The sequence below is a fragment of the Streptomyces sp. NPDC018029 genome, assembly GCF_044327655.1.
In the GTDB taxonomy this organism is placed as follows: Bacteria; Actinomycetota; Actinomycetes; order Streptomycetales; family Streptomycetaceae; genus Streptomyces.
In genome coordinates this window covers 1-20,278 of record NZ_JBIRFV010000013.1, presented here as the reverse complement: position 1 = coordinate 20,278, position 20,278 = coordinate 1, and the positions used below count along the sequence as shown (strand labels likewise).

18 protein-coding genes are annotated in these 20,278 nt (G+C 71.9%); 2 read left to right on the top strand and 16 right to left on the bottom strand.

All coding sequences use genetic code 11. The features are described 5' to 3' along the window. Nucleotides 1-57: 57 nt before the first annotated feature. The 9 genes from ACH4D5_RS32900 to ACH4D5_RS32860 all read right to left on the bottom strand — a co-directional run bounded on the left by ACH4D5_RS32900 (nucleotide 58) and on the right by ACH4D5_RS32860 (nucleotide 9,127). Nucleotides 58-729 (bottom strand): FadR/GntR family transcriptional regulator, encoded by a 672-nt coding sequence (locus tag ACH4D5_RS32900; protein WP_398309780.1) that lies wholly within the window; start codon nucleotides 727-729, stop codon nucleotides 58-60. 123 nt (nucleotides 730-852) lie between these two features. Further along, entirely contained in the window at nucleotides 853-1,638 is a 786-nt protein-coding gene (locus ACH4D5_RS32895; protein WP_398309777.1) for a ferredoxin reductase, read from the bottom strand. Continuing rightward, nucleotides 1,631-2,248 (bottom strand): sulfite oxidase-like oxidoreductase, encoded by a 618-nt coding sequence (locus ACH4D5_RS32890; RefSeq protein WP_398309775.1) that lies wholly within the window; start codon nucleotides 2,246-2,248, stop codon nucleotides 1,631-1,633. The genes ACH4D5_RS32895 and ACH4D5_RS32890 overlap by 8 nt, the downstream gene beginning before the upstream one ends. After that, on the bottom strand, nucleotides 2,245-3,630 hold the full coding sequence (locus ACH4D5_RS32885; RefSeq protein WP_398309772.1) for an amidohydrolase: 1,386 nt from the start codon (nucleotides 3,628-3,630) through the stop codon (nucleotides 2,245-2,247). The genes ACH4D5_RS32890 and ACH4D5_RS32885 overlap by 4 nt, the downstream gene beginning before the upstream one ends. 76 nt (nucleotides 3,631-3,706) lie before the next feature. Continuing rightward, nucleotides 3,707-4,477, bottom strand: coding sequence for a nucleoside phosphorylase (locus ACH4D5_RS32880; protein ID WP_398309770.1), 771 nt, complete (start codon nucleotides 4,475-4,477; stop codon nucleotides 3,707-3,709). After that, nucleotides 4,474-5,394: an ABC transporter permease gene (locus tag ACH4D5_RS32875; protein ID WP_398309767.1), complete on the bottom strand. Its 921-nt coding sequence runs from the start codon at nucleotides 5,392-5,394 to the stop codon at nucleotides 4,474-4,476. Before ACH4D5_RS32875 ends, ACH4D5_RS32880 begins: the two co-directional genes overlap by 4 nt. Then, the gene (locus tag ACH4D5_RS32870; protein WP_398309765.1) at nucleotides 5,394-6,491 is read right to left on the bottom strand and encodes an ABC transporter permease; all 1,098 of its coding nucleotides are present in this window, start codon (nucleotides 6,489-6,491) and stop codon (nucleotides 5,394-5,396) included. The genes ACH4D5_RS32875 and ACH4D5_RS32870 overlap by 1 nt, the downstream gene beginning before the upstream one ends. A gap of 1 nt (nucleotide 6,492) precedes the next feature. Next, nucleotides 6,493-8,067 (bottom strand): ABC transporter ATP-binding protein, encoded by a 1,575-nt coding sequence (locus tag ACH4D5_RS32865; RefSeq protein ID WP_398309762.1) that lies wholly within the window; start codon nucleotides 8,065-8,067, stop codon nucleotides 6,493-6,495. Next, nucleotides 8,051-9,127 carry a BMP family ABC transporter substrate-binding protein gene (locus tag ACH4D5_RS32860; protein WP_398309759.1) on the bottom strand — a complete coding sequence of 359 codons (1,077 nt, stop codon included), beginning with the start codon at nucleotides 9,125-9,127 and terminating at the stop codon, nucleotides 8,051-8,053. The genes ACH4D5_RS32865 and ACH4D5_RS32860 overlap by 17 nt, the downstream gene beginning before the upstream one ends. A gap of 344 nt (nucleotides 9,128-9,471) precedes the next feature. Between ACH4D5_RS32860 and mtnA the strand changes: the two genes are divergently transcribed. Beyond that, nucleotides 9,472-10,539: an S-methyl-5-thioribose-1-phosphate isomerase gene (mtnA, locus tag ACH4D5_RS32855; RefSeq protein ID WP_398309756.1), complete on the top strand. Its 1,068-nt coding sequence runs from the start codon at nucleotides 9,472-9,474 to the stop codon at nucleotides 10,537-10,539. 118 nt (nucleotides 10,540-10,657) lie between these two features. On the opposite strand, the gene mtnB is transcribed toward mtnA, so the two are convergent. From mtnB to ACH4D5_RS32820, 7 genes are all read right to left on the bottom strand, one after another. Continuing rightward, nucleotides 10,658-11,275 carry a methylthioribulose 1-phosphate dehydratase gene (gene mtnB, locus ACH4D5_RS32850; RefSeq protein WP_398309753.1) on the bottom strand — a complete coding sequence of 206 codons (618 nt, stop codon included), beginning with the start codon at nucleotides 11,273-11,275 and terminating at the stop codon, nucleotides 10,658-10,660. Then, nucleotides 11,272-12,015 carry an acireductone synthase gene (mtnC, locus tag ACH4D5_RS32845; RefSeq protein WP_398309750.1) on the bottom strand — a complete coding sequence of 248 codons (744 nt, stop codon included), beginning with the start codon at nucleotides 12,013-12,015 and terminating at the stop codon, nucleotides 11,272-11,274. The genes mtnB and mtnC overlap by 4 nt, the downstream gene beginning before the upstream one ends. Next, nucleotides 12,012-12,602: a 1,2-dihydroxy-3-keto-5-methylthiopentene dioxygenase gene (locus ACH4D5_RS32840; RefSeq protein ID WP_398309747.1), complete on the bottom strand. Its 591-nt coding sequence runs from the start codon at nucleotides 12,600-12,602 to the stop codon at nucleotides 12,012-12,014. Before ACH4D5_RS32840 ends, mtnC begins: the two co-directional genes overlap by 4 nt. A 179-nt stretch (nucleotides 12,603-12,781) precedes the next feature. Continuing rightward, the gene (locus tag ACH4D5_RS32835) at nucleotides 12,782-14,392 is read right to left on the bottom strand and encodes an FAD-dependent oxidoreductase (RefSeq protein WP_398309744.1); all 1,611 of its coding nucleotides are present in this window, start codon (nucleotides 14,390-14,392) and stop codon (nucleotides 12,782-12,784) included. Nucleotides 14,393-14,395: 3 nt separating this feature from the next. Then, a complete protein-coding gene (gene glpK / locus ACH4D5_RS32830) occupies nucleotides 14,396-15,940 on the bottom strand; it encodes a glycerol kinase GlpK (RefSeq protein WP_398309741.1) in 1,545 nt (514 codons plus the stop codon). A gap of 81 nt (nucleotides 15,941-16,021) precedes the next feature. After that, the gene (locus ACH4D5_RS32825) at nucleotides 16,022-16,813 is read right to left on the bottom strand and encodes an MIP/aquaporin family protein (RefSeq protein WP_398309738.1); all 792 of its coding nucleotides are present in this window, start codon (nucleotides 16,811-16,813) and stop codon (nucleotides 16,022-16,024) included. 316 nt (nucleotides 16,814-17,129) lie between these two features. Next, nucleotides 17,130-17,894 (bottom strand): IclR family transcriptional regulator, encoded by a 765-nt coding sequence (locus ACH4D5_RS32820; protein WP_398309735.1) that lies wholly within the window; start codon nucleotides 17,892-17,894, stop codon nucleotides 17,130-17,132. A gap of 267 nt (nucleotides 17,895-18,161) precedes the next feature. Between ACH4D5_RS32820 and ACH4D5_RS32815 the strand changes: the two genes are divergently transcribed. Then, nucleotides 18,162-20,278: homocysteine S-methyltransferase family protein (locus ACH4D5_RS32815; protein WP_398309732.1), on the top strand; the 2,117-nt coding region annotated here is incomplete at its 3' end.

Below are 20,278 nucleotides of genomic sequence, written 5' to 3'. Positions count from 1 at the left end.
GGGGGAGTGCGTGATCACTGCCCACGCTCGGCGCCGGGAAACGGCGCCCTCGTGGTCTCAGAGTGTCGAGCGAAGCCACTGCTCCACGCTCGCGATGTGCACCGTCGCCCACGACCTGGCCGCTTCCGCGTCGCGGTCGCGCAGCGCGGTGAGGATCGCCCGGTGCTCGTGCAGGGTGCGGCTGACCGCGTCCTCCTGGGTCAGACCGCGCCAGATGCGGGCCCGCGTGGTGGGGCCGGAGAGGCCGTCGAGGAGGGAGCAGAGGACGGAGTTGCCGGACGACTGGACGATGCCGCGGTGGAACTCCAGGTCGCAGGCGACCAGCTCCTCCACGGACGGCGCGTCGCCGAGGGCGTCCAACTGCCGGGTCAGCGTGTCCAGTTCGGCTTCCGTGATGTGGGCGCACGCCATCGCCGTGGCCGCCGGCTCCAGGATGCGGCGTACCGCGAGGAACTCCAGGACGGTGTCGTCGCGGTGGAAGTCGACGACGAAGCTCAGCGCCTCCAGCAGGAGTTGAGGGTCCAGGCTGGTGACGTACGTGCCGTCTCCCTGGCGCACGTCGAGGATGCGGATCAGGGCGAGGGCGCGCACCGCCTCGCGCAGCGAGTTGCGCGACAGGCCCAGCTCGGCGGCGAGTTCGCTCTCCTTGGGCAGCCGGTCGCCGGGACGCAGCGCGCCCGAGACGATCATGCCCTTGATCTTCTCGATGGCCTCGTCGGTGACCGCCATGGGACCTCGCCTCAAGAGTCGGGGAATCGATCGGGGAACCGATCAGGGAATCGGCCTGACCATCAACAGACATCCGATGTGTGAGCTGATTATGTCCCCTGCGGGAGGCCCCGGCGCCCGGCTTCAGCCGAAGCGTTCGATCCGGATCCGGTCCACCGGCTGGCCGCCGTCCACCAGCAGCCGCGAGGCGTGCTCGGCGAAACCGTTGGAGCCGCAGATGTATGCCTCCCAGCCACCCTCCGGCTGCCCGGCACCGGCCAGGAACGGCGCCAGGTGGCCCGCGTTCAGGCGGCCTTCGGAGCGGGTCAGGACGACGGTGGTCTCGTCGCCGTACTCGTTCGCGTAGATCAGGTCTTCCGGCGTGCGGGCCGAGACGATCAGCCGCAGCGGCACGTCGAGCCCCGCGAGGCGGTGGTGGCGGACCATCGACATCAGCGGCACCACGCCGGAACCGGCCCCGAGCAGCAGCGCGGGGCGGTCGCCGGGCCAGGCGAAGAAGCCGGACAGCGGCCCGCGCACCTCGACCGTGTCGCCGACCCGCGCCACGGTGTGCAGATGCCCCGACACCTCGCCGTCCAGGACGTGGTCGAGGGTCAGCTCGATCTCGCCGCTGCCGTCGGGGGCCGAGGCGATCGAGTAGTGCCGCTGGGCGACGTAGCCGTCCTCGGCGGTGAGCCGCAGCATCAGGTGCTGGCCCGGCAGATGCCCCTGCCACTCGGGCACCTTCAGGCGGAACGTCGAGGCGGCCGGGGTCTCCCGGCGGATCTCCATGACCGTGGCGCGCTGCCACAGGGCGGCGGAGCGATTGCTCACGGCGATGCGGCCGGGCACGGCGAACGCCGTGGGCGGCACGAACGGCGTCGGCGTCTGCGCCGGCGTGGATGAGGGGGTGTACGAAGGTTCAGTCACCGGAGTAGCGCTCCTCGGCCCACGGGTCGCCCCGGTGGTGGTAGCCGTTCTGCTCCCAGAAGCCCGGCTCGTCGTGGTCGGAGAGCCGCAGCCCGGCGACCCACTTGGCGCTCTTCCAGAAGTAGAGGTGGGGGACGATCAGGCGGGCGGGGCCGCCGTGCTCGGCGGGCAGCGGCTCGTCGCCGTACTCCCACACGATCCACGCCCGGCCGCCCGTCACGTCGGCCAGCGGGAGGTTCGTGGTGTAGCCGGTGTGGGAGTACGCGATCACATGCGTCGCGCCGGGGAGCGGGCGGGCCGCGGCCAGGAACGTGTCCAGGCTCACTCCGCCGAACCGCACCCCGAACTTGGACCAGCTCGTCACGCAGTGGATGTCGCCCCGGTACTCGGAGGCGGGCAGGGCGTGCGCCTCGTCCCAGGTCCAGGTGCGCGGGGCCGCGACCAGGCCGTCGACGCGGAACGTCCAGTCGGCGGCGGCGAGGCGCGGGGTGACCTCGGCGGACAGGACGGGCCAGCCGTCGCCCGCGTCGTACTGCCCGGGCGGCAGCCGCGGGTCGCGGTCGGCGGCGCGGGCGCGGCCGGTGAAGCCGCGGGTGGGTTCGAACGTCATACGGAGGGTGCCACTTCGGAGTTTGCCACTTCAGGGGGTGTCGCTTCGGAGGTCGTCGCCGCGTCCCGCAGGGCCCGCAGGACGGCCGGCTCGTCGAGGGTGAGCAGGTCGCGGCCGCGCATCAGGACGCGCCCTTCCACCACAGTGTCCCGGACGTCGGCGGCCGACGCGGCGTACGCGAGCATCGACCACGGGTCGTGCCGGGGCGTGAGGTGCGGCCGTTCCAGGTCGAGGACGACCAGGTCCGCGCGCTTGCCGGCCTCCAGCGAACCCAGCTGGCCGTCGAGGCCCAGGGCCCGCGCCGACTCGATGGTCGCCATCCGCACAGCCTGCTCGGCACCGACCGCCGTCGGGTCGCCGCCCGCCTTGTGCACGAGCGCGGCGACCTTGACCGCGCCGAGCAGGTCCAGTGTGTTGGAGCTCACGGCGCCGTCGGTGCCGAGGCCCACCGTGACGCCCGCGTCGAGCAGCTCGGGCACGCGCGCGATGCCGCAGCCCAGCTTGAGGTTCGACACCGGGCAGTGCGCGACGCCCGTGCCCGTGCGGGCCAGCGTCGCGATCTCCGCGTCGGTCAGGTCGACGGCGTGCGCGAGCAGCGTGTCGGGGCCGAGCACGCCCAGCGAGTCGAGCAGCTCCACCGGGCGCATGCCGTGCTGCTCGGTGACGGTCGCCACCTCGCCCGCGTTCTCCGCCGCGTGGAGGTGCAGCAGCGCGCCGTGCTCCCGCGCGAGCGCCGCGATCGCCGTGAGCTGCTCGGGGTTCAGGGTGTACGCGGAGTGCGCGAAGACGACCGGGCGGGTGCCCGGCGCCGGGGCGTGCGCCTTCAGGTGCGCGGCCGCCCAGCCGAGCCGCTCGCCGTAGGGGCGGCCGTCCGGCGGTTCCGGCACGTCCATGAACGTCGGTCCGGTGAGCAGCCGCCATCCGGCGTCGCGGGCCGCGTCCGCGGCGGCCTCGTGGAACCAGTACATGTCGAGCGCGGTGGTGACCCCGCCGCGCACGGACTCGGCGATGGCGCCGCGGATCCCCGCCGTCACCGTGTCCGGCGAGAGCAGCTCGGCCTCGCGGGGGATCACCCGGGCCAGGAAACCCTGGAGCGTGACGTCGTCGGCGATGCCGCGCAGCAGTGTCATCGCGAGATGGGTGTGCGTGTTGATGAGGCCCGGCAGGACGAGGCAGCCGCGCGCGTCGATCTCCTCGGCCGCCTCGTACGCGGCGCGCAGCCGCTCGGCGGGACCCACCTCCACGATGCGGCCGCCGCGGACGGCGACCGCGCCGTCCGTCACGAGGGTGCCCGCCGCGTCGACGGTCAGCACGTCGCCGCCGTGCACCAGCAGGTCTATGGAGCCGCCGCGGTCCTGGGCCGGCAGGTCAGTGGGGTGCATCGGTTCCGTTCTCCGTGGTCGCGACGGTGCTCTGCGGTCTGCGGTCTGCGGTCTGTGGTTTGCGATCTGCGGTCGCTCAGCGTTCGGCCGTGGCCAGCAGGCGCAGCGCGTCCAAGGTTATCCGGGCGCCCCGGTCGACCCCGTCGGCGACCACGTCGCGGTGCGGGTCGTAGGCCCCGGTCGAGAAAGGCGCCTCCTCGTCGACCAGCTCATCCGCGTTCGCACCGTCCACGACCAGCGCGCCGCCCGCGGTCAGACCGTGCGTCGAGGCGAAGACGAGGAGCGCGGACAGCTCCATCTCGATGGCGGCGATCCCGGCGGCCGCGTACGCCTCGCCGGGCAGCGGCAGGAACCCCGGCTGGAACGCGGCCCGCGTCCACACCACGCCCCGGTGGTGCGGCGCGCCGGCCGACCGCGCCGCGCGCTGCAGGGCGAGCACCGCCTCCGGCGCGGAGAACGCCGGGTACTCAGCGGGGATCAGCTGCTGCGTCACCCCGTCGTCGCGCACCGCCGCGTCCGCGATGACCAGATCCCCGTCGCGGATGCCGGGACGGATCGCGCCCGCCGTGCCGAGCCGCAGGATCGTGGTGACACCCGCCTCGGCGAGCTCCTGGAAGAGGAGGATCGCGCCGGGCGCGCCGACGCCGTGCGAGGCGACGACGACCGGGGTGCCCTGCCAGGTGCCGGTGAAGGTGCGGTACTCGCGGTGGTACGACACCTCCTTCGCGTCGGACAGAAGGTCGGCGACGGCGGCCGCGCGGCCCGGGTCGCCGACGACGACCGCCTGCGCGGGCAGTCCTGCGCGGGGCACACGGGTGACGGGCAGTGCGTCGATGAGCGACGTCATGAGGATGCTCCTACCAGAGACTTGGGGCGCTGCGAGCGCTTGCCGCGCGCCGTGGACCTGCGGCGCGCCGTGGACAGGAAGAGGGCGACCAGGGTCACCACATAGGGGGCGGCGTCGGTCGCCTGCTGCGGCAGACCGTTGCCCTGCAGCCGGAACCCGACCGCCTCCGCGACACCGAAGAGCAGCCCGGCGAGCAGCACCCCGAGCGGCCGGGCGCGGCCCAGCATCACCGCGACCACGGCGATCCAGCCCCGCCCCGCCGTCATGTTCTCCGAGAACAACGTGACGTTCCCGAGGGCCAATTGAGCGCCCGCGAGGCCGCAGAGCAGACCGCCGGCGAGCACGGCGGCGTACTGGTACTTCGCCGGGCTCACCCCCAGCGTCGCCGCCGCGTCCGGCGCCTCGCCGACCCCGCGCAGCCGCAGCCCCCACGGGTGGCGCGCGAGGAACACGGCGGCGACGGCGACGGCCGCCCACGAGACGTAGACGAGAGGCGAGTGCCCGGACAGGACGGGACCGAGGAAGGCGAGATCGATGCCGCCGAGGCCCGCGAGGTCCGGGTCGGAGAACGTGCCCTGGACGCCGAAGACGGTCCGCAGCAGAAAGCCGGTCAGGCCGACCGCGAGCAGGTTGAGCGCGACACCGAGCACGACGGCGTCGCCCCGCAGAGTGATGGTCCCCACGGCGAGGATCATCGCGTACGCGGCGGAGGAGAGGGCGGCGAACAGGACACCGAGCCAGGCGCTGCCGGTGAACCAGCTGCCCGCGACCGCGCTGAAGCAGCCGATCAGCATCATGCCTTCGAGCCCGATGTTGAACACGCCCGCCCGTTCGCAGATCGCGCCGCCGAGCGCCGCGAGCAGGATCGGGGTGAGCGCGAGGAGCGCCGAGTGGAACAGCGCGGAGTCGACGGACATCAGAGGTCCCCCTCGGGGCGTACGGGCTTCCTGGCGCGGCGCCAGGTGAGTTGGAGGCGCGCGGCCAGGAAGACGATGACCACGGCCTGGAGCACCTGCGTCAGCTCGCGCGGCACCTCCGTGGCCCGCTCCATGGCGAGGCCGCCGACGTCGAGCGCGGCGAAGAACAGCGCGGCGACCGCCGTCCCCACCGGCGCGGCGGAGGCCAGGAGCGCGGCCGTCAGACCGGTCCAGGTGTGCCCGCCGGCGGTCAGCGAGCCGTCGATGAAGCGGTACGGGAAGCTGAGCACGCCGATCGCGCCGACGAGCCCGGCGACGGCTCCGGACACCGCCATGAGCCGCAGCGTGAGCCGGGGCCCGTCGACGCCCGCGTACGCCGCGAAGCGCGGGTTGAGCCCCGTCATGCGGATCTCGTAACCGGTGGCCGTCCGGGCGTCCGTGAAGACGAAGACACCCGCGGCGACCACGACGAGCACGAGCCCCACCGTGACCGTCGACGTGCCGAAGGCGGGCAGCTCCACACCCTCCGGGAGCCGCCGGGTCTGCGGCAGGCTCGAGCCCTCCTCCTTGAGCGGGAAGCGCGCGAGGTACGAGGCGAAGGACATCGCCGGATAGCTGAGCAGCAGACTGCTCACCAGCAGCGGCACACCGAACCGGTTCTGGCAGAGCGCGGCGAGCGCGGCATAGGCGCTGCCCGCCAGCATGCCGGCGAGCAGCGCGGCCACGACGGCGAGCGGCGCGGGCAGCGGGACGTGGAGGCCGGTGGCCGCGGCGGCGATCCCGCCGAGGACCAGCTGTCCGTCGCCGCCCAGGTTCAGCAGGCCCGCCCGCATCGGCACGGCCAGCGCGACGGCGAGGCCGAGGATGCTGGTCCCGGTGGTCAGCGTGGACCCGATCCCGTCGGGCCCGAGCGAGCCGCTGACGACGGACTCGTACGCCCCGAGGGGATCGGCCCCGGTCCCGACGAGGAAGAGCGCCCCGACGAGGACCGCGGCGACGACGGAGTGCAGGGCGGGGGAGCGCAGGGCACCGTCCGCGACGGAGCGCAGGGCGCGCCCCGCGGCGGACCGCCCCTTGGAGAGGCTCTCGACGGCCATGTCAGGGGGTCTCCTTGAGGGGCGCGGGTGAGGCGGGCGGGGCCGGCGTCTCGGCGGGGGAGTCGGGGGAACCCGTCGGCGCGCCGCCCGCCATCGCGAGGCCAAGCCGCCGCTCGTCCGCCTCCTCGCGGGTGAACTCGGCCGCGATCCCGCCCTCGTACATCACGAGGACCCGGTCCGCGAGGCCGCGGATCTCGCTGAGCTCGGCGGAGACCAGCAGGATCGCGTGGCCCGCGTCGCGGTGCGCGACCAGGTGGTCGTGGATGGTCTGGACGGCGCCGATGTCCACCCCACGAGTGGGCTGCTCCACGATCAACAGCGGGGACTCGTGGGCGAGTTCGCGTCCGATGACGAGTTTCTGCAGATTGCCGCCGGAGAGCGAGCCCGCCGCGTGCCCCGGTGACGCCGCCTTGATGCCGAACCGTTCGACGAGCACGCGCGCATGCTCACGGAGCCGGCCGGGGCGCAGCAGGCCGTGCCCCCGGTGGTGGCCCATGGCGAGGTTCTCCGCGATCGTCGCGGCCGGCGCCGTGCCGACCGCCGCGCGGTCCTCGGGAACGTACGCGAGCCCCGCGGCCCGGCGCTCCGCGGCCGACGCGTCCGTGACGTCGCGCCCGGCGAGCGTGACCCGGCCCGCCAGGACCGGCCGCAACCCCGTGACCGCCTCGATCAGCTGGGACTGGCCGTTGCCCGCGACGCCCGCGATGCCGACGATCTCCCCGGCGCGGACGGTGAGCGACACGTCGCGCACCCCGTCCGCCGTCAGACCGTCGACGGCGAGAACCGTGCCGCCCGGCGAGCCCGCCGGATGCACCCGGTCCAGTTCCACCGCGCGTCCCGTCATGGCCGCCGCGATGCCGTCCGCGCTCGTCTCACTCGTCCGCAGGCGCGCCGCGACCCGCCCGTCGCGCAGCACCGTCACCGCGTCGCTGCCCTCCATGACCTCACGCAGCTTGTGCGTGACCAGGAGGACGGTGCGGCCCTCGTCCGCGAGGGAGCGGAGGACACCGAAGAGGGCGTCCGCCTCCGCGGGGGTCAGGACGGCGGTCGGCTCGTCGAGGATGAGGGTGCGGGCGCCGCGGTGGAGGAGCTTGAGGATCTCCACGCGCTGGCGCACGCCCACCGGCAGGTCCCCGACCTTCGCCGCCGGGTCGACGGCGAGCCCGTGCTCCGCGGCGAGCGCACCCACCCGCCGGACCGCCTCCGCCCGGTCCACGAAGCCGAAGCGCCGCGGTTCGGCGGCGTACACGACGTTCTCGGCGACCGTGAAGGAGGGGAACAGCTTGAAGCTCTGGTGCACCATCCCGAGGCCCGCGGCGATCGCCTCGCTCGGGCTCGCGAAGGACACCTCGCGCCCGTCGAGCAGGATCCGCCCGGCGTCCGGACGCGTCAGCCCGTACAGGACGGACATCAGCGTGGACTTGCCCGCGCCGTTCTCACCCATCAGGGCGTGGATCTCGCCGCGCCGCACGGTCAGGTCGACCCGGTCGTTGGCGAGCGTGCCGGGGAACTCCTTGGTGATGCCCCGCAGTTCGACGGCGAACGGGGCGCCGGTGTCCTCAGGCGGCGGGGTCATCGACGGTCAGCTTTCCGGCGGCGATGTCGTCGCGCAGCTTCTCGACGCGCTTCAGCACGTCCTTGTTGGCGGGCTCCGCGATCAGGCACTTGGAGTCGGCGAGCCCCGGCTCCAGGCCGGTCAGCGACATGCCGCCCTCCTTGAGGCCGTACGACACGGTGGTGCCGCCCTTGCCGTCGAGGATCCGGCCGATGCCCTTCTCCACGGCGACATCGGTCTTCTTGAGCACGTTGTCGACGACGACACCGGGGCTGGTCAGGCACTGGTTTGCGTCCACGCCGTACGCCCGGAACCCCTTGCCTTTCGCGGACTTCGCCGCCTGGAAGACGCCCGTGTTGCCCGCCGCCGCGGCCGCCATCACCTGGTCGACACCGCCCGAGGCGAGCGTCGCCGCCTGGTCCTTGGCGCGGGCCGCGTCGTTGAACGGCGACTGCCCGCCGACGAACAGCGTCCGGGAACCGACGCCCGCCCGCACCTTCCGCGCGCCCGCCGCGAAGGGCTCGCTGTACCGCCGGAACTGCGGGGTGTCGAGCACGTCGACGGCGCCGACCTTCTTGCTCGTCGTCAGCAGACCGGCCTCGGCGCCGGCTAGGAAGACGGCCTCGTGCTCGCGGAAGACGGCACAGGTGACGTTCTCGTACGTCTTCTTCGTGCACGCGTCGACGAGCAGGAACTGCTGCTTCGGATGGGCCTCGGCCTGCTGCGCCACGATGTCCGCGAACTCGAAGCCGACCAGCACGACGACGTCGGGCGCCGAGTCCACGGCGGAGGCGACGTTCTGCTGCCGCGAGTCGGTGTCGCTGCTCTGGAAGACCTTCTGCGCGCCGTCGTGCGCCTTCGCCGCCGCCTTCACCCCGGAGACGGCGAGCTTGAGGAACTCGTTCTGGGCGACGGGGTCGGGGGTGACGAGGGTGAACGACCTGCCGCTTCCGCCGTCCCCGTTCTTGCCCGAACCGCCGTCCTTGGCCGCGGCGTTGCAGCCCGTGGCCAGGAGGGCGGCGCCGACGGCCGCGGCGGTGAGTCTCAGGGACGTACGCGTACGCAGGGACAGCAAGGACATGGGATCGCCTTCGTGGAGGTGCCCGGGAGCGGCCCGGGCGGTGACAGGAGAGTCGTGCGGGTGCGAGCGGCGTCGCTCAGCGGCAACAGCGGAAACACGGCCGGCAGCGGCGCATTCGGCGGCCGCAGGACACGGCGGGGCAGCACATCGCGTCGGCTTTCGCGGCCATGGCTGTCCTCCTCGCACCGTGGATCGGATCGATCTGTCCTGGGTGGCGGCGAGAGTAACACCGGATTTCGGACAGCCGCACGAACGTCTCGAAATGTGGTTCGAGCACGTCAGGTACGGTGACGGCACCCCTCCTCCCGTGGCCGAATCGCCCCCTTTCCTTCGGAGTTGAGCCCATGAACAGCCAGGATCTGCGCGCCGTGACGTGGACGGAGGCGGAGGGCGACTCCGCCCCGGCCCTCTCCCTCATCGACCAGACGGCGCTCCCGCACACCCTGGAGCGGCTTGCCGTCACGACGGTCGATGGGCTGGTCGACGCGATCGTCCGCCTGGTCGTGCGCGGCGCCCCCGCGATCGGCGCCGCGGGCGCGTACGGGGTCGCGCTGGCGATGGCGCAGGCCGGCCGCGAGGGCTGGGACCGCCCGCGCCTCGACGCCGAGGTGGCGCGGATCCGGGAGGCCAGGCCCACGGCCGTGAACCTGATGGTGTGCGTGGACCGCGTGCGGCCCTACATCGACAAGGGGCTGGCCGCGGTCCTCGCCGAGGCCGACGCGATCGTCCAGGAGGACCTCGCGGCCAACCACGCGATGGGCGCGCACGGCGCCGACTGGCTCCTGAACCGCGTGCCGGCCGCCGCGGACCGGCCGCTGCGCATCCTCACCCACTGCAACACCGGCGCCCTCGCCACGGCGGGCTGGGGCACGGCACTCGGCGTCATCCGCGAACTGCACGCCAGGGGACGGCTCGAAACGGTGTACGCCGACGAGACGCGCCCGCTCCTCCAGGGGGCCCGCCTGACGGCCTGGGAACTCGCCCAGGAAGGCATCCCGCACTACGTCCAGGCGGACGGCGCGGCCGCGGGCACGATCCTGCGCGGCGAGGTCGACGCGGCGATCGTCGGCGCGGACCGCGTCGCAGCCAACGGCGACACGGCCAACAAGGTCGGCACGGTCGGCATCGCCCTCGCGTGCGCGCACGCGGGCATCCCCTTCGTGGTGGCGGCGCCCACGACGACGGTGGACCTCGCGACGGCCACGGGCGACGACATCCACATCGAACTCCGCAGCGGGGACGAGGTCCTGGAGTGGGCGGGCGTCCGCACGGCCCCCGCGGCCTCGCGCGGTTACAACCCCGCGTTCGACGTGACGCCGGGGTCCTTGGTGTCGGCGCTGGTCACGGAGCGGGGCGTACTGGAGGTGGCGACCGGGGAACTGCCGGGCACGTCAGACCTGCACGGCGTCTGACACGCCGGGCCTCCCCGGCTTCTGACACATCCGGCCTCCCCGGCGTCTGACACGTCCGCCGAGCCGCCGCCAGTGACCGGGGGGCCTGCCCCCCCCGGCCCCTCACCCCCCGGTTCCCTCAGCCCCGCGCCGCCGCCAACTCCAGCAGCCACTCCACTACTTCGGCCCGATGCCGCGCCTCGCGCGGGTCCGCGCCCCACACATAGATCCCGTGCCCCGCGACGACCACCGCCGGCATCCCCGGCTGGAGCGCCGCCTCAAGCCGGTCCCCGAGCTCGGTCATGTCCTGGCTGTTCGCGATCACCGGCAACGTCACCGACACCTCGTGCGTCGGATGCCCGAGCCCCTTGAGCATCTCCAGGTCGTCGAAGGGGATGCCGGCGGGGGAGCGCTGCCCCATGAGGACCGACGCCACCGTGTGGACGTGCACCACGGCGCCCGCTCCGGTGAGCCGCACCACGCGCGCGTGGAGGGCGGCCTCGGCGGAGGGCCGCCCCGGCCCGACAGCCGCGCCCTCGCCGTCCGTCAACACCACGTCCGACGGCGTGAGTTCACCCTTGTCCCGCCCGCTGGCGGTCACGGCGAGCCGGAGCGGATCCCGGGAGAGGACCAGGGAGAGGTTCCCGGACGTCCCCCGCATCCACCCGAAGGAGGCGAACCGCGCCGCCTCCGCGGCCAGCACGGCCCCGGCCTCCGCCAGCTCCGCGGCGGTGACGTCGGTGGAGGTCTCGGTCATGAACTGCTCCCAGGGTCAGGAGTGGCGGCAAGGGGACTGATCTCGGAGAAGGCCGAGACCCGCGGATGAGTGCCGAAGTCGGCGTCGGCGTACGGCTCCCCGGCCCGGCGCACACCCACCGTCCGCCAGCCCGCGGCCCGCGCCGCGTCCAGCTCGCCGGGCCGGTCGGAGAGGAAGAGCAGCCGCCCGGGGGCGACGCCGGTGGACGCCGCGATGGCCCGGTAGGAGTCCGCCTCCTGCTTCGGGCCCGCGTTCTCGGTGTCGTACAGACCGCTGACCAGGCCCAGCAGGTCGCCCTCCGCGGAGTGCGCGAACCACGCCCGCTGCGCCGCCACCGAACCGGACGAGTACACGTACAGCCGCACGCCGTCCGCGTGCCAGCGCCGCAGCACCGGGATGACGTCCGGGTAGAAGTGCGAGACGAGGTCGCCGCGTGCGAAGCCCTCCGCCCAGAGGACGCCCTGGAGTGTCTTCAGGGGAGTCGCCTTGCGGTCGGCGTCGACCCACTCGCCGAGGACCTTCTCCACGCGCCCGGCGTCGGCCTCCGGCTCGCCGATCTCGGCCCGCACCTGCGCGACGGCCCGCGCCACCTCGGGGTCGTCGCCCCGCGAGGCGAGCAGTTCGCCGAACCGCTCGCGCGCGTACGGGTACAGCACGTCCACCACGAACCCGGTGGCGCTCGTGGTGCCCTCGATGTCGAGCACCACGGCGTCCACGGGGCCCAGGTCGTGATCCGTCACGCGGCGTACCCCGCGTGGATCTCGTCGAAGTCGGGGAAGCGGTCCGCGATCGGGCTGCCCGTGAAGTTGCCGATCCAGCCGTCCTCCTCGTGGAAGAAGCGGATCGCCGTGAACGCGGGGGACGTGCCCATGTCGAACCAGTGCGTGGTGCCGCGCGGCACGCCGAGCAGGTCGCCCTTCTCGCAGTACACGGCGTGCACCTCACCGTCCACGTGGAGGTAGAAGATCCCGGCGCCCGCGACGAAGAAGCGCACCTCGTCATCGTCGTCGTGCGTGTGCTCGGCCAGGAACTTCTGGCGGGCCGCCGTCGCCTTCGCCGGCCACTCGGGGTCGTCGCCGGCCGGGGGGTGCAGCGCCACCACGTCGACGGTCCGGAAGCCTTCCTCGGCGTTCAGCTTGTCGATCTCCGTGCGGTACGCGGCGAAGACGGTGTCGCTGTCGGCGTCGGCCGGCACGTCCTCGCGCACCGGCCACTGCTCGTAGCGCACGCCTATCGGAGCGAGCGCGGCGGCGATCTCCGCCGGGTCCGCGGTGCGGCGGACGACGGTCTCGGGCCCGGCCTCCGGCCAGGTCGTCAGGAGAGTCATGGTCACTCCAGGGCAGGTCAGCGGGTGTTCTCGGGATCGTAACTCCCGTCCCCTGGCCGCCACAGGGTGTCCCAGTGCGTGGACGCGTAAGGGGCGGCCTCCATGGAGACCGCCCCTTACCTGCTACCTATTACCTACTGCTCGTCACCTACTGCTCGTCGCCTACTGCCGACGGGCCGTCAGGCCTTCTTGTTCAGCAGGTCCTCGACCTTGCCGCGCACCTCGTCCGTGGCCAGGCCGCGGATCGTCAGCGTCGTACGGCGGCGCAGCACGTCGTCCGCCGTCTCGGCCCACTCGTTGTCGCGGGCGTAGACGACCTGGGCCCAGATCTCCGGGGCGTCCGGGTGGACGCGCTCGGCGAGCTCCGGGTTCTCGTTCGCCAGCCGGGCGATGTCGAAGGAGAGCGAGCCGTAGTGCGTCGCCAGGTGCTTGGCGGTGTCGGCGGCCATGCGCGGGCCGGGCGCCGGACCGTCCACGAGGAGACGGTGGGCGACGGCACGCGGGTTGGCGATGCCGGGCAGCGGCAGCTTCTTCGGCAGCTCGGAGATCGGCTCGTAGTCGTCGCCGAGCGGGTGCCCCGGCAGGGACTCCAGCTTCTTCATCACCGTACGACCGATGTGGCGGAACGTCGTCCACTTGCCGCCGGCCACCGACAGCATTCCGCCGCGGCCCTCGGTGACGACCGTCTCGCGCTTGGCCTTCGACGTGTCGCCGGGACCGCCGGGCAGCACCCGCAGACCCGCGAAGGAGTACGTGATCAGGTCGCGCGACAGCTGCTGGTCGCGGATGGAGAACGCGGCCTCGTCCAGGATCTGGGCGGTGTCCGCCTCGGTCACCTTGACGTCCGCCGGGTCGCCCTCGAACTCCTCGTCCGTGGTGCCGAGCAGCAGCATGTCCTCCCAGGGCAGAGCGAACGTGATGCGGTACTTGTCGATCGGCGTGGCCAGCGCGGCCTTCCAGGGGGCGGTGCGCTTGAGGACCAGGTGCGCGCCCTTGGAGAGGCGGATGGAGGGCGCCGCGTCCGGGTTCTCCATCTTGCGCAGGTGGTCGACCCACGGGCCCGTGGCGTTCAGCACGAGGCGGGCGTTGACGCCGAACTCGTCGCCGCTCATGCGGTCCTTGAGCTCCGCGCCCGTGACCCGGCCCTTGGTGAAGCGCAGCCCGGTGACCTCGGCGTGGTTGAGGACGGCGGCACCGGCCTCGACGGCCGCGCGGACCGTCATCAGGGCCATGCGGGAGTCGTTCATCTGGTCGTCGCCGTAGACGGCGACGGCCTTCAGGTTGTCCGTGCGCAGCTCCGGCACGTCCTGCGCGGCCTTCGACGGCGACAGGAGGTGGCCGACGCCGTCGCCGAACGCGGACAGCGCGCTGTACGCGAACACGCCCGCGCCGAGCTTGGCCGCGCCGTGCGGGCCGCCCTTGTAGACGGGCAGGTAGAAGGTGAGCGGGTTAGCCAGGTGGGGGGCCACCTGACGGGACACCGCACGACGCTCGAAGTGGTTCTCCGCGACCAGCTTCACCGCGCCGGTCTGCAGGTAGCGCAGACCGCCGTGGAGCAGCTTGGAGGAGGCGGAGGAGGTGGCGCCGGCGAAGTCACCGGCGTCCACCAGGGCCACCCGCAGTCCCGACTGCGCGGCATGCCAGGCGGTGGAGATGCCCAGGATTCCGCCGCCGATCACCAGGAGGTCGTACGTCGCCTTGGAAAGCTGCTCCCGGGTCTCGGCGCGGCTCGGGTTGAGGCCGGCAGCCGGATGCGTCCCGAGGGCAGGGACGCTCTGCAGGGTGGTCATGTCTTACTCCTCGCCACTCTCATCGAGCCAACCCATGGACCGCTCGACGGCCTTGAGCCAGCTCTTGTACTCACGGTCGCGGGTGCCCGCGTCCATGTGGGGGGTCCACTCCGCGGCCCGCCGCCAGTTGGCGCGCAGCTCGTCGGTCGAGGACCAGAAGCCGACGGCGAGACCGGCGGCGTAGGCGGCACCGAGGCAGGTCGTCTCGGCCACCATCGGGCGCACCACCGGCGCGTCGAGGAAGTCCGAGAGGGTCTGCATCAGCAGGTTGTTGGAGGTCATGCCGCCGTCGACCTTGAGGGCCGCGAGCTCGACGCCGGAGTCCTTCGTCATGGCGTCGGTGATCTCACGGGTCTGCCAGGCCGTGGCCTCCAGGACGGCGCGCGCGATGTGCGCCTTGGTGACGTACCGGGTCAGACCGGCGATCACACCGCGGGCATCGGAGCGCCAGTACGGGGCGAACAGGCCGGAGAAGGCCGGTACGAAGTAGGCGCCGCCGTTGTCCTCGACCGACGACGCGAGCGTCTCGATCTCGGCGGCGGAGTTGATCAGGCCCATCTGGTCCCGCATCCACTGCACCAGCGAACCGGTGACGGCGATGGAGCCCTCCAGGGCGTAGACCGGCTTCTGGTCGCCGATCTGGTAGCCGACGGTGGTCAGCAGCCCGGAGTAGGAGTTGATGGCCTTGTCACCGGTGTTCATCAGCATGAAGGTGCCGGTGCCGTACGTGGACTTGGCCTCGCCCTCGGCGAAGCAGGTCTGGCCGAACAGGGCCGCCTGCTGGTCGCCGAGCGCGGAGGCGACGGGGATGCCGCCGAGCAGGTCGCCGAGCTGTCCGCCGGTGACCTCGCCGTAGACCTCGGCGGAGGAGCGGATCTCCGGCAGCATCTGCTTCGGGACGCCGATGGACTCGCAGATGCGCTCGTCCCACTCCATCTTGTGGAGGTTCATCAGCATGGTGCGGGAGGCGTTGGTGACGTCGGTGACGTGCCGGCCGCCGTTCACCCCGCCGGTGAGGTTCCAGATGACCCAGGAGTCCATGGTGCCGAAGAGGATGTCGCCCGCCTCGGCGCGCTCGCGCAGGCCCTCGACGTTGTCGAGCAGCCAGCGGGCCTTGGGGCCCGCGAAGTAGGAGGCGAGCGGCAGGCCGGTCTCGCGGCGGAAGCGGTCCTTGCCGACGTTGCGCCCGAGCTCTCTGCAGAGCGCGTCGGTGCGGGTGTCCTGCCAGACGATGGCGTTGTGCACCGGCTCGCCGGTGTTCTTGTCCCACAGCAGCGTGGTCTCACGCTGGTTGGTGATGCCGATCGCCTTGATGTCGTCGCGGGTGATGCCGGCCTTGTCGACGGCGCCGGCGACGACCTCCTGGACGTTGGTCCAGATCTCGGTCGCGTCGTGCTCGACCCAGCCCGGCTTCGGGAAGATCTGCTCGTGCTCCTTCTGGTCGACGGAGACGATCCGGCCGTCCTTGTCGAAGACGATGCAGCGGCTGGACGTGGTGCCCTGGTCGATGGCCGCGATGAAGGGGCCTGCGGTGTGTGCGTCGGTCACGGTGTGCTCCAGAATTCTTTGCTGACGGCTCTCAAGCGTCTGTGGCGGTCATCGGTCGCTGTGGCGGGTCAACTTGAACGCCTACTTGAACGCGACGTTGTAGAGACCGCCGGCGATGGCGCCGCCGATCAGCGGACCGACGATCGGCACCCAGGCGTACGACCAGTCCGAGCTGCCCTTGTTCGGCAGCGGGAGCACGGCGTGGACGATGCGCGGGCCGAGGTCACGGACCGGGTTGATCGCGTAGCCCGTGGGGCCACCGAGCGAGAGGCCGATGCCGACCACGACGAGCGCGGTGATCAGGGCGCCGAGGGTGCCGAGGCCGTTGCCGCCGTCGTTGAGGCCCTGCGTCAGGATGGCGAGCACCAGGACGACCGTGGCGATGATCTCCGTGAGCACGTTCTGGACGTAGTTACGGATCTCGGGTCCGGTCGAGAAGATGCCGAGCACGGGGCCCGCCGACGGGGCGGCCTTCTGGTCGACCATGCCCTCTTCCACCGGCTGCGCCGCGAGGACCTCGGGGTCGGTCAGGTGGGCCTTGAACTGGCCCATGTAGGTGACCCACACCAGGAAGGCGCCGATCATCGCGCCGAGCAGCTGCGAGGCCAGGTAGAGCGGAACGTCGCTCCACTTGGTGCCGCCCTCGACGGCGAGGCCGAGCGTGACCGCCGGGTTGAGGTGGGCACCGGAGACACCACCCGCGAGGTAGGCGCCGGTCAGTACGGCGAAGCCCCACCCGAAGGTGATGGCGAGCCAGCCGGCGTCCTTGGCCTTCGAGCGCTTGAGCGTGACGGCGGCACACACGCCACCGCCGAGCAGGATGAGCACGGCGGTACCGATGGTCTCGCCGATGAAGATGTCGGAGCTGGACACCCGCGACTCCTTTGTCCTTCGTCCAGGGGAAGGCGAACCCCGGGTCCCTCCGGTGGTCCGCGACCTCAGGTGAGGTCGTTGCCGGCCCTTGGCCTTGTCACACTCTAACGCGTAATGCCGGTAGGTGTTCGACAATGCCGACCGATGGACGCGAGTCTCACCCTGGGGTTACTCGCCCGTCAAGGGTTCTGTTATTGAAAACACGATCGTTATTGATCGTTCCGCGTTATCGGTGACCGCGCAGCAGGGAAGGGTGCGGCGCAGCTCCGAGACGGTGTGGCGGAGCCCGGAAAGGACGCCGCGGATCCGCGGGGGCTCAGAAGCGCCCGGCGCCCAGATCCCTGGACACGGCGCGCGCGCAGTCCCGCACCGCGGCGATCAGCTCGGGCCGCAGCTCCCCGTCCTTGCAGACCCGCTCCACGGCCCCGGTGACACCGACCGCGCCGACCGGCATGCGCCGCCGGTCGTGGATGGGGGCCGCCACGGAGGCGATGCCCTCCCAGGTCTCCTCGACATCCGCCGCGTACCCACGCGCGCGCGTGAGGTCGAGGACGCTCTCGAAGCCCTCGGCGTCGGCCACCGTGTGCACGGTGAAGGTCTGCCGCTCCGCTTCCACGGCTTCGTTGTGCGCGACCGGGTCGTACGCGGAGAGCACCTTGCCCAGCGCCGTGGAGTGCAGCGGCTGCATGGCCCCCACCTCCAGGACCTGGCGGCTGTCGTCGGGCCGGAAGACGTGGTGGACGATGAGCACGCCCTGCTGGTGCAGCACCCCGAGGTGCACGCTCTCACCGCTGGAACGGGCCAGGTCGTCCGTCCACACCAGGGCGCGCGCCCGCAGCTCGTGCACGTCCAGATAGCTGTTGCCCAGACGCAGCAGCTCGGCGCCCAGCTGGTAGCGCCCCGACGCGGAGTCCTGCTCGACGAAACCCTCCGCCTGAAGGGTGCGCAGAATGCCGTGCGCCGTACCCTTGGCCAGGTCGAGGGCGGAGGCGATCTCGGAGAGGCCGAGCCGTCGCTCGCCGCCCGCGAGCAGCCGCAGCATCGCCGCGGCCCTTTCGAGCGACTGGATGTTGCGTGCCATCGCAGCCCCGACCTCCGTCCCCTTGCACCAACTCGACGTTCGACAATGCTGAACACTATCGGTCGTTGTCGACCTCTCGCTAATGCGCGGACAACACGCGTTGCCCCCACTCCCCATGTCAAGCACCTGAACCGGCCAAGCCCGCCACACCCGTCCGTCTCGTGGACTCCTTCCCAAACGGACCTTGGTCCCGGCTACCCTGACCGAGTGCGCCCTCCAGCCAGAAGGCGCAAAGCCGACAGCCGTCGCACTCCAGGGAGCTCTTTCATGGCCTCGTCGCCAAGCCCGTCGTCGCAGCCCACGCCTGTTTCGTCCGACAGCAGGACCCGAGCCGACGCCCTCCGCGAGGCCCTCGCCACCCGCGTGGTGGTGGCCGACGGCGCGATGGGCACCATGCTCCAGGCCCAGGACCCCACGCTCGACGACTTCCAGCAGCTCGAGGGCTGCAACGAGATCCTGAACGTCACCCGCCCCGACATCGTGCGCTCCGTGCACGAGGAGTACTTCGCCGTCGGCGTGGACTGCGTGGAGACCAACACCTTCGGCGCGAACTTCGCGGCCCTGAGCGAGTACGACATCGCCGACCGCAACTTCGAGCTGTCCGAGGCGGGCGTCCGCATCGCCCGCGAGGTCGCCGACGAGTTCACCGCCTCCACCGGACAGCAGCGCTGGGTGCTCGGCTCCATGGGCCCCGGCACCAAGCTGCCGACCCTCGGCCACGCCCCGTACACCGTCCTGCGCGACGCCTACCAGACGAACGCCGAAGGCATGATCGCCGGCGGCGCCGACGCCCTCCTGGTGGAGACCACCCAGGACCTCCTGCAGACCAAGGCCGCCATCCTCGGTGCCCGCCGCGCCATGGACGCCACCGGCGCGAACCTCCCGCTGATCTGCTCGGTCACCGTCGAGACGACCGGCACCATGCTGCTCGGCTCCGAGATCGGCGCCGCGCTGACCGCCCTGGAACCGCTGGGCATCGACATGATCGGCCTGAACTGCGCCACGGGCCCGGCCGAGATGAGCGAGCACCTGCGCTACCTCGCCCGTCACTCCCGCGTCCCGATCTCCTGCATGCCGAACGCGGGCCTGCCGGTCCTGGGCAAGGACGGCGCCCACTACCCGCTGACGGCGTCCGAGCTGGCCGACGCGCAGGAGAGCTTCGTCCGCGAGTACGGCCTCTCGCTGGTGGGCGGCTGCTGCGGTACGACGCCGGAGCACCTGCGCCAGGTCGTGGAGCGCGTACGCGGCGTCGAGACACCGGCGCGCGACCCGCACCCGGAGCCGGGTGCCGCCTCGCTCTACCAGACGGTGCCGTTCCGCCAGGACACCGCGTATATGGCGATCGGGGAGCGGACGAACGCGAATGGGTCGAAGAAGTTCCGTGAGGCGATGCTGGAGGGTCGCTGGGACGACTGTGTGGAGATGGCGCGCGAGCAGATCCGCGAGGGCGCCCACATGCTCGACCTGTGTGTCGACTACGTGGGCCGCGACGGGGTGGCCGACATGGCCGAGCTGGCCGGCCGCTTCGCGACCGCCTCCACTTTGCCCATCGTCCTGGACTCCACCGAACTGCCGGTGCTGCAGGCGGGGTTGGAGAAGCTGGGCGGGCGGGCGGTCATCAACTCCGTCAACTACGAGGACGGGGACGGGCCCGAGTCGCGTTTTGCGAAGGTGACCGCGCTGGCCAAGGAGCACGGGGCGGCGCTGATCGCGCTGACCATCGACGAGGAGGGCCAGGCCCGCACCGCCGAGCACAAGGTCGCCATCGCCGAACGCCTCATCACCGACCTGACGTCGAACTGGGGTATCCATGAGGCGGACATCCTCATCGACACCCTGACCTTCACCATCTGCACCGGCCAGGAAGAATCCCGGGGCGACGGCATCGCCACCATCGAGGCGATCCGGGAACTGAAGAAGCGCCACCCGGACGTCCAGACCACCCTGGGCCTGTCCAACATCTCCTTCGGCCTCAACCCGGCCGCCCGCGTCCTGCTCAACTCCGTCTTTTTGGACGAGTGCGTCAAGGCCGGCCTGGACTCCGCGATCGTGCACGCCTCCAAGATCCTGCCGATCGCCCGCTTCGACGACGAACAGGTCACCACCGCCCTCGACCTCATCTACGACCGCCGCGCCGAGGGCTATGACCCGCTGCAAAAGCTCATGGAGCTCTTCGAGGGCGTCTCGACCAAGTCGATGAAGGCCGGCAAGGCCGAGGAACTCCTCGCCCTGCCCCTGGAGGAGCGCCTGCAGCGGCGCATCATCGACGGCGAGAAGAACGGCCTGGAAGCCGACCTGGATGAGGCCCTGCAGACCACCCCGGCGCTGGACATCGTCAACAACACCCTCCTGGAGGGCATGAAGGTGGTCGGGGAGCTGTTCGG

Coding starts and splice junctions, on each gene's coding strand:
- ACH4D5_RS32900 (WP_398309780.1), bottom strand. CDS start 729: ATGGCGGTCACCGACGAGGCCATCGAGAAGATCAAGGGCATGATCGTC.
- ACH4D5_RS32890 (WP_398309775.1), bottom strand. CDS start 2,248: ATGACGTTCGAACCCACCCGCGGCTTCACCGGCCGCGCCCGCGCCGCC.
- ACH4D5_RS32885 (WP_398309772.1), bottom strand. CDS start 3,630: ATGCACCCCACTGACCTGCCGGCCCAGGACCGCGGCGGCTCCATAGAC.
- ACH4D5_RS32880 (WP_398309770.1), bottom strand. CDS start 4,477: ATGACGTCGCTCATCGACGCACTGCCCGTCACCCGTGTGCCCCGCGCA.
- ACH4D5_RS32875 (WP_398309767.1), bottom strand. CDS start 5,394: ATGTCCGTCGACTCCGCGCTGTTCCACTCGGCGCTCCTCGCGCTCACC.
- ACH4D5_RS32870 (WP_398309765.1), bottom strand. CDS start 6,491: ATGGCCGTCGAGAGCCTCTCCAAGGGGCGGTCCGCCGCGGGGCGCGCC.
- ACH4D5_RS32865 (WP_398309762.1), bottom strand. CDS start 8,067: ATGACCCCGCCGCCTGAGGACACCGGCGCCCCGTTCGCCGTCGAACTG.
- ACH4D5_RS32860 (WP_398309759.1), bottom strand. CDS start 9,127: ATGTCCTTGCTGTCCCTGCGTACGCGTACGTCCCTGAGACTCACCGCC.
- mtnA (WP_398309756.1), top strand. CDS start 9,472: ATGAACAGCCAGGATCTGCGCGCCGTGACGTGGACGGAGGCGGAGGGC.
- mtnB (WP_398309753.1), bottom strand. CDS start 11,275: ATGACCGAGACCTCCACCGACGTCACCGCCGCGGAGCTGGCGGAGGCC.
- ACH4D5_RS32840 (WP_398309747.1), bottom strand. CDS start 12,602: ATGACTCTCCTGACGACCTGGCCGGAGGCCGGGCCCGAGACCGTCGTC.
- ACH4D5_RS32835 (WP_398309744.1), bottom strand. CDS start 14,392: ATGACCACCCTGCAGAGCGTCCCTGCCCTCGGGACGCATCCGGCTGCC.
- ACH4D5_RS32820 (WP_398309735.1), bottom strand. CDS start 17,894: ATGGCACGCAACATCCAGTCGCTCGAAAGGGCCGCGGCGATGCTGCGG.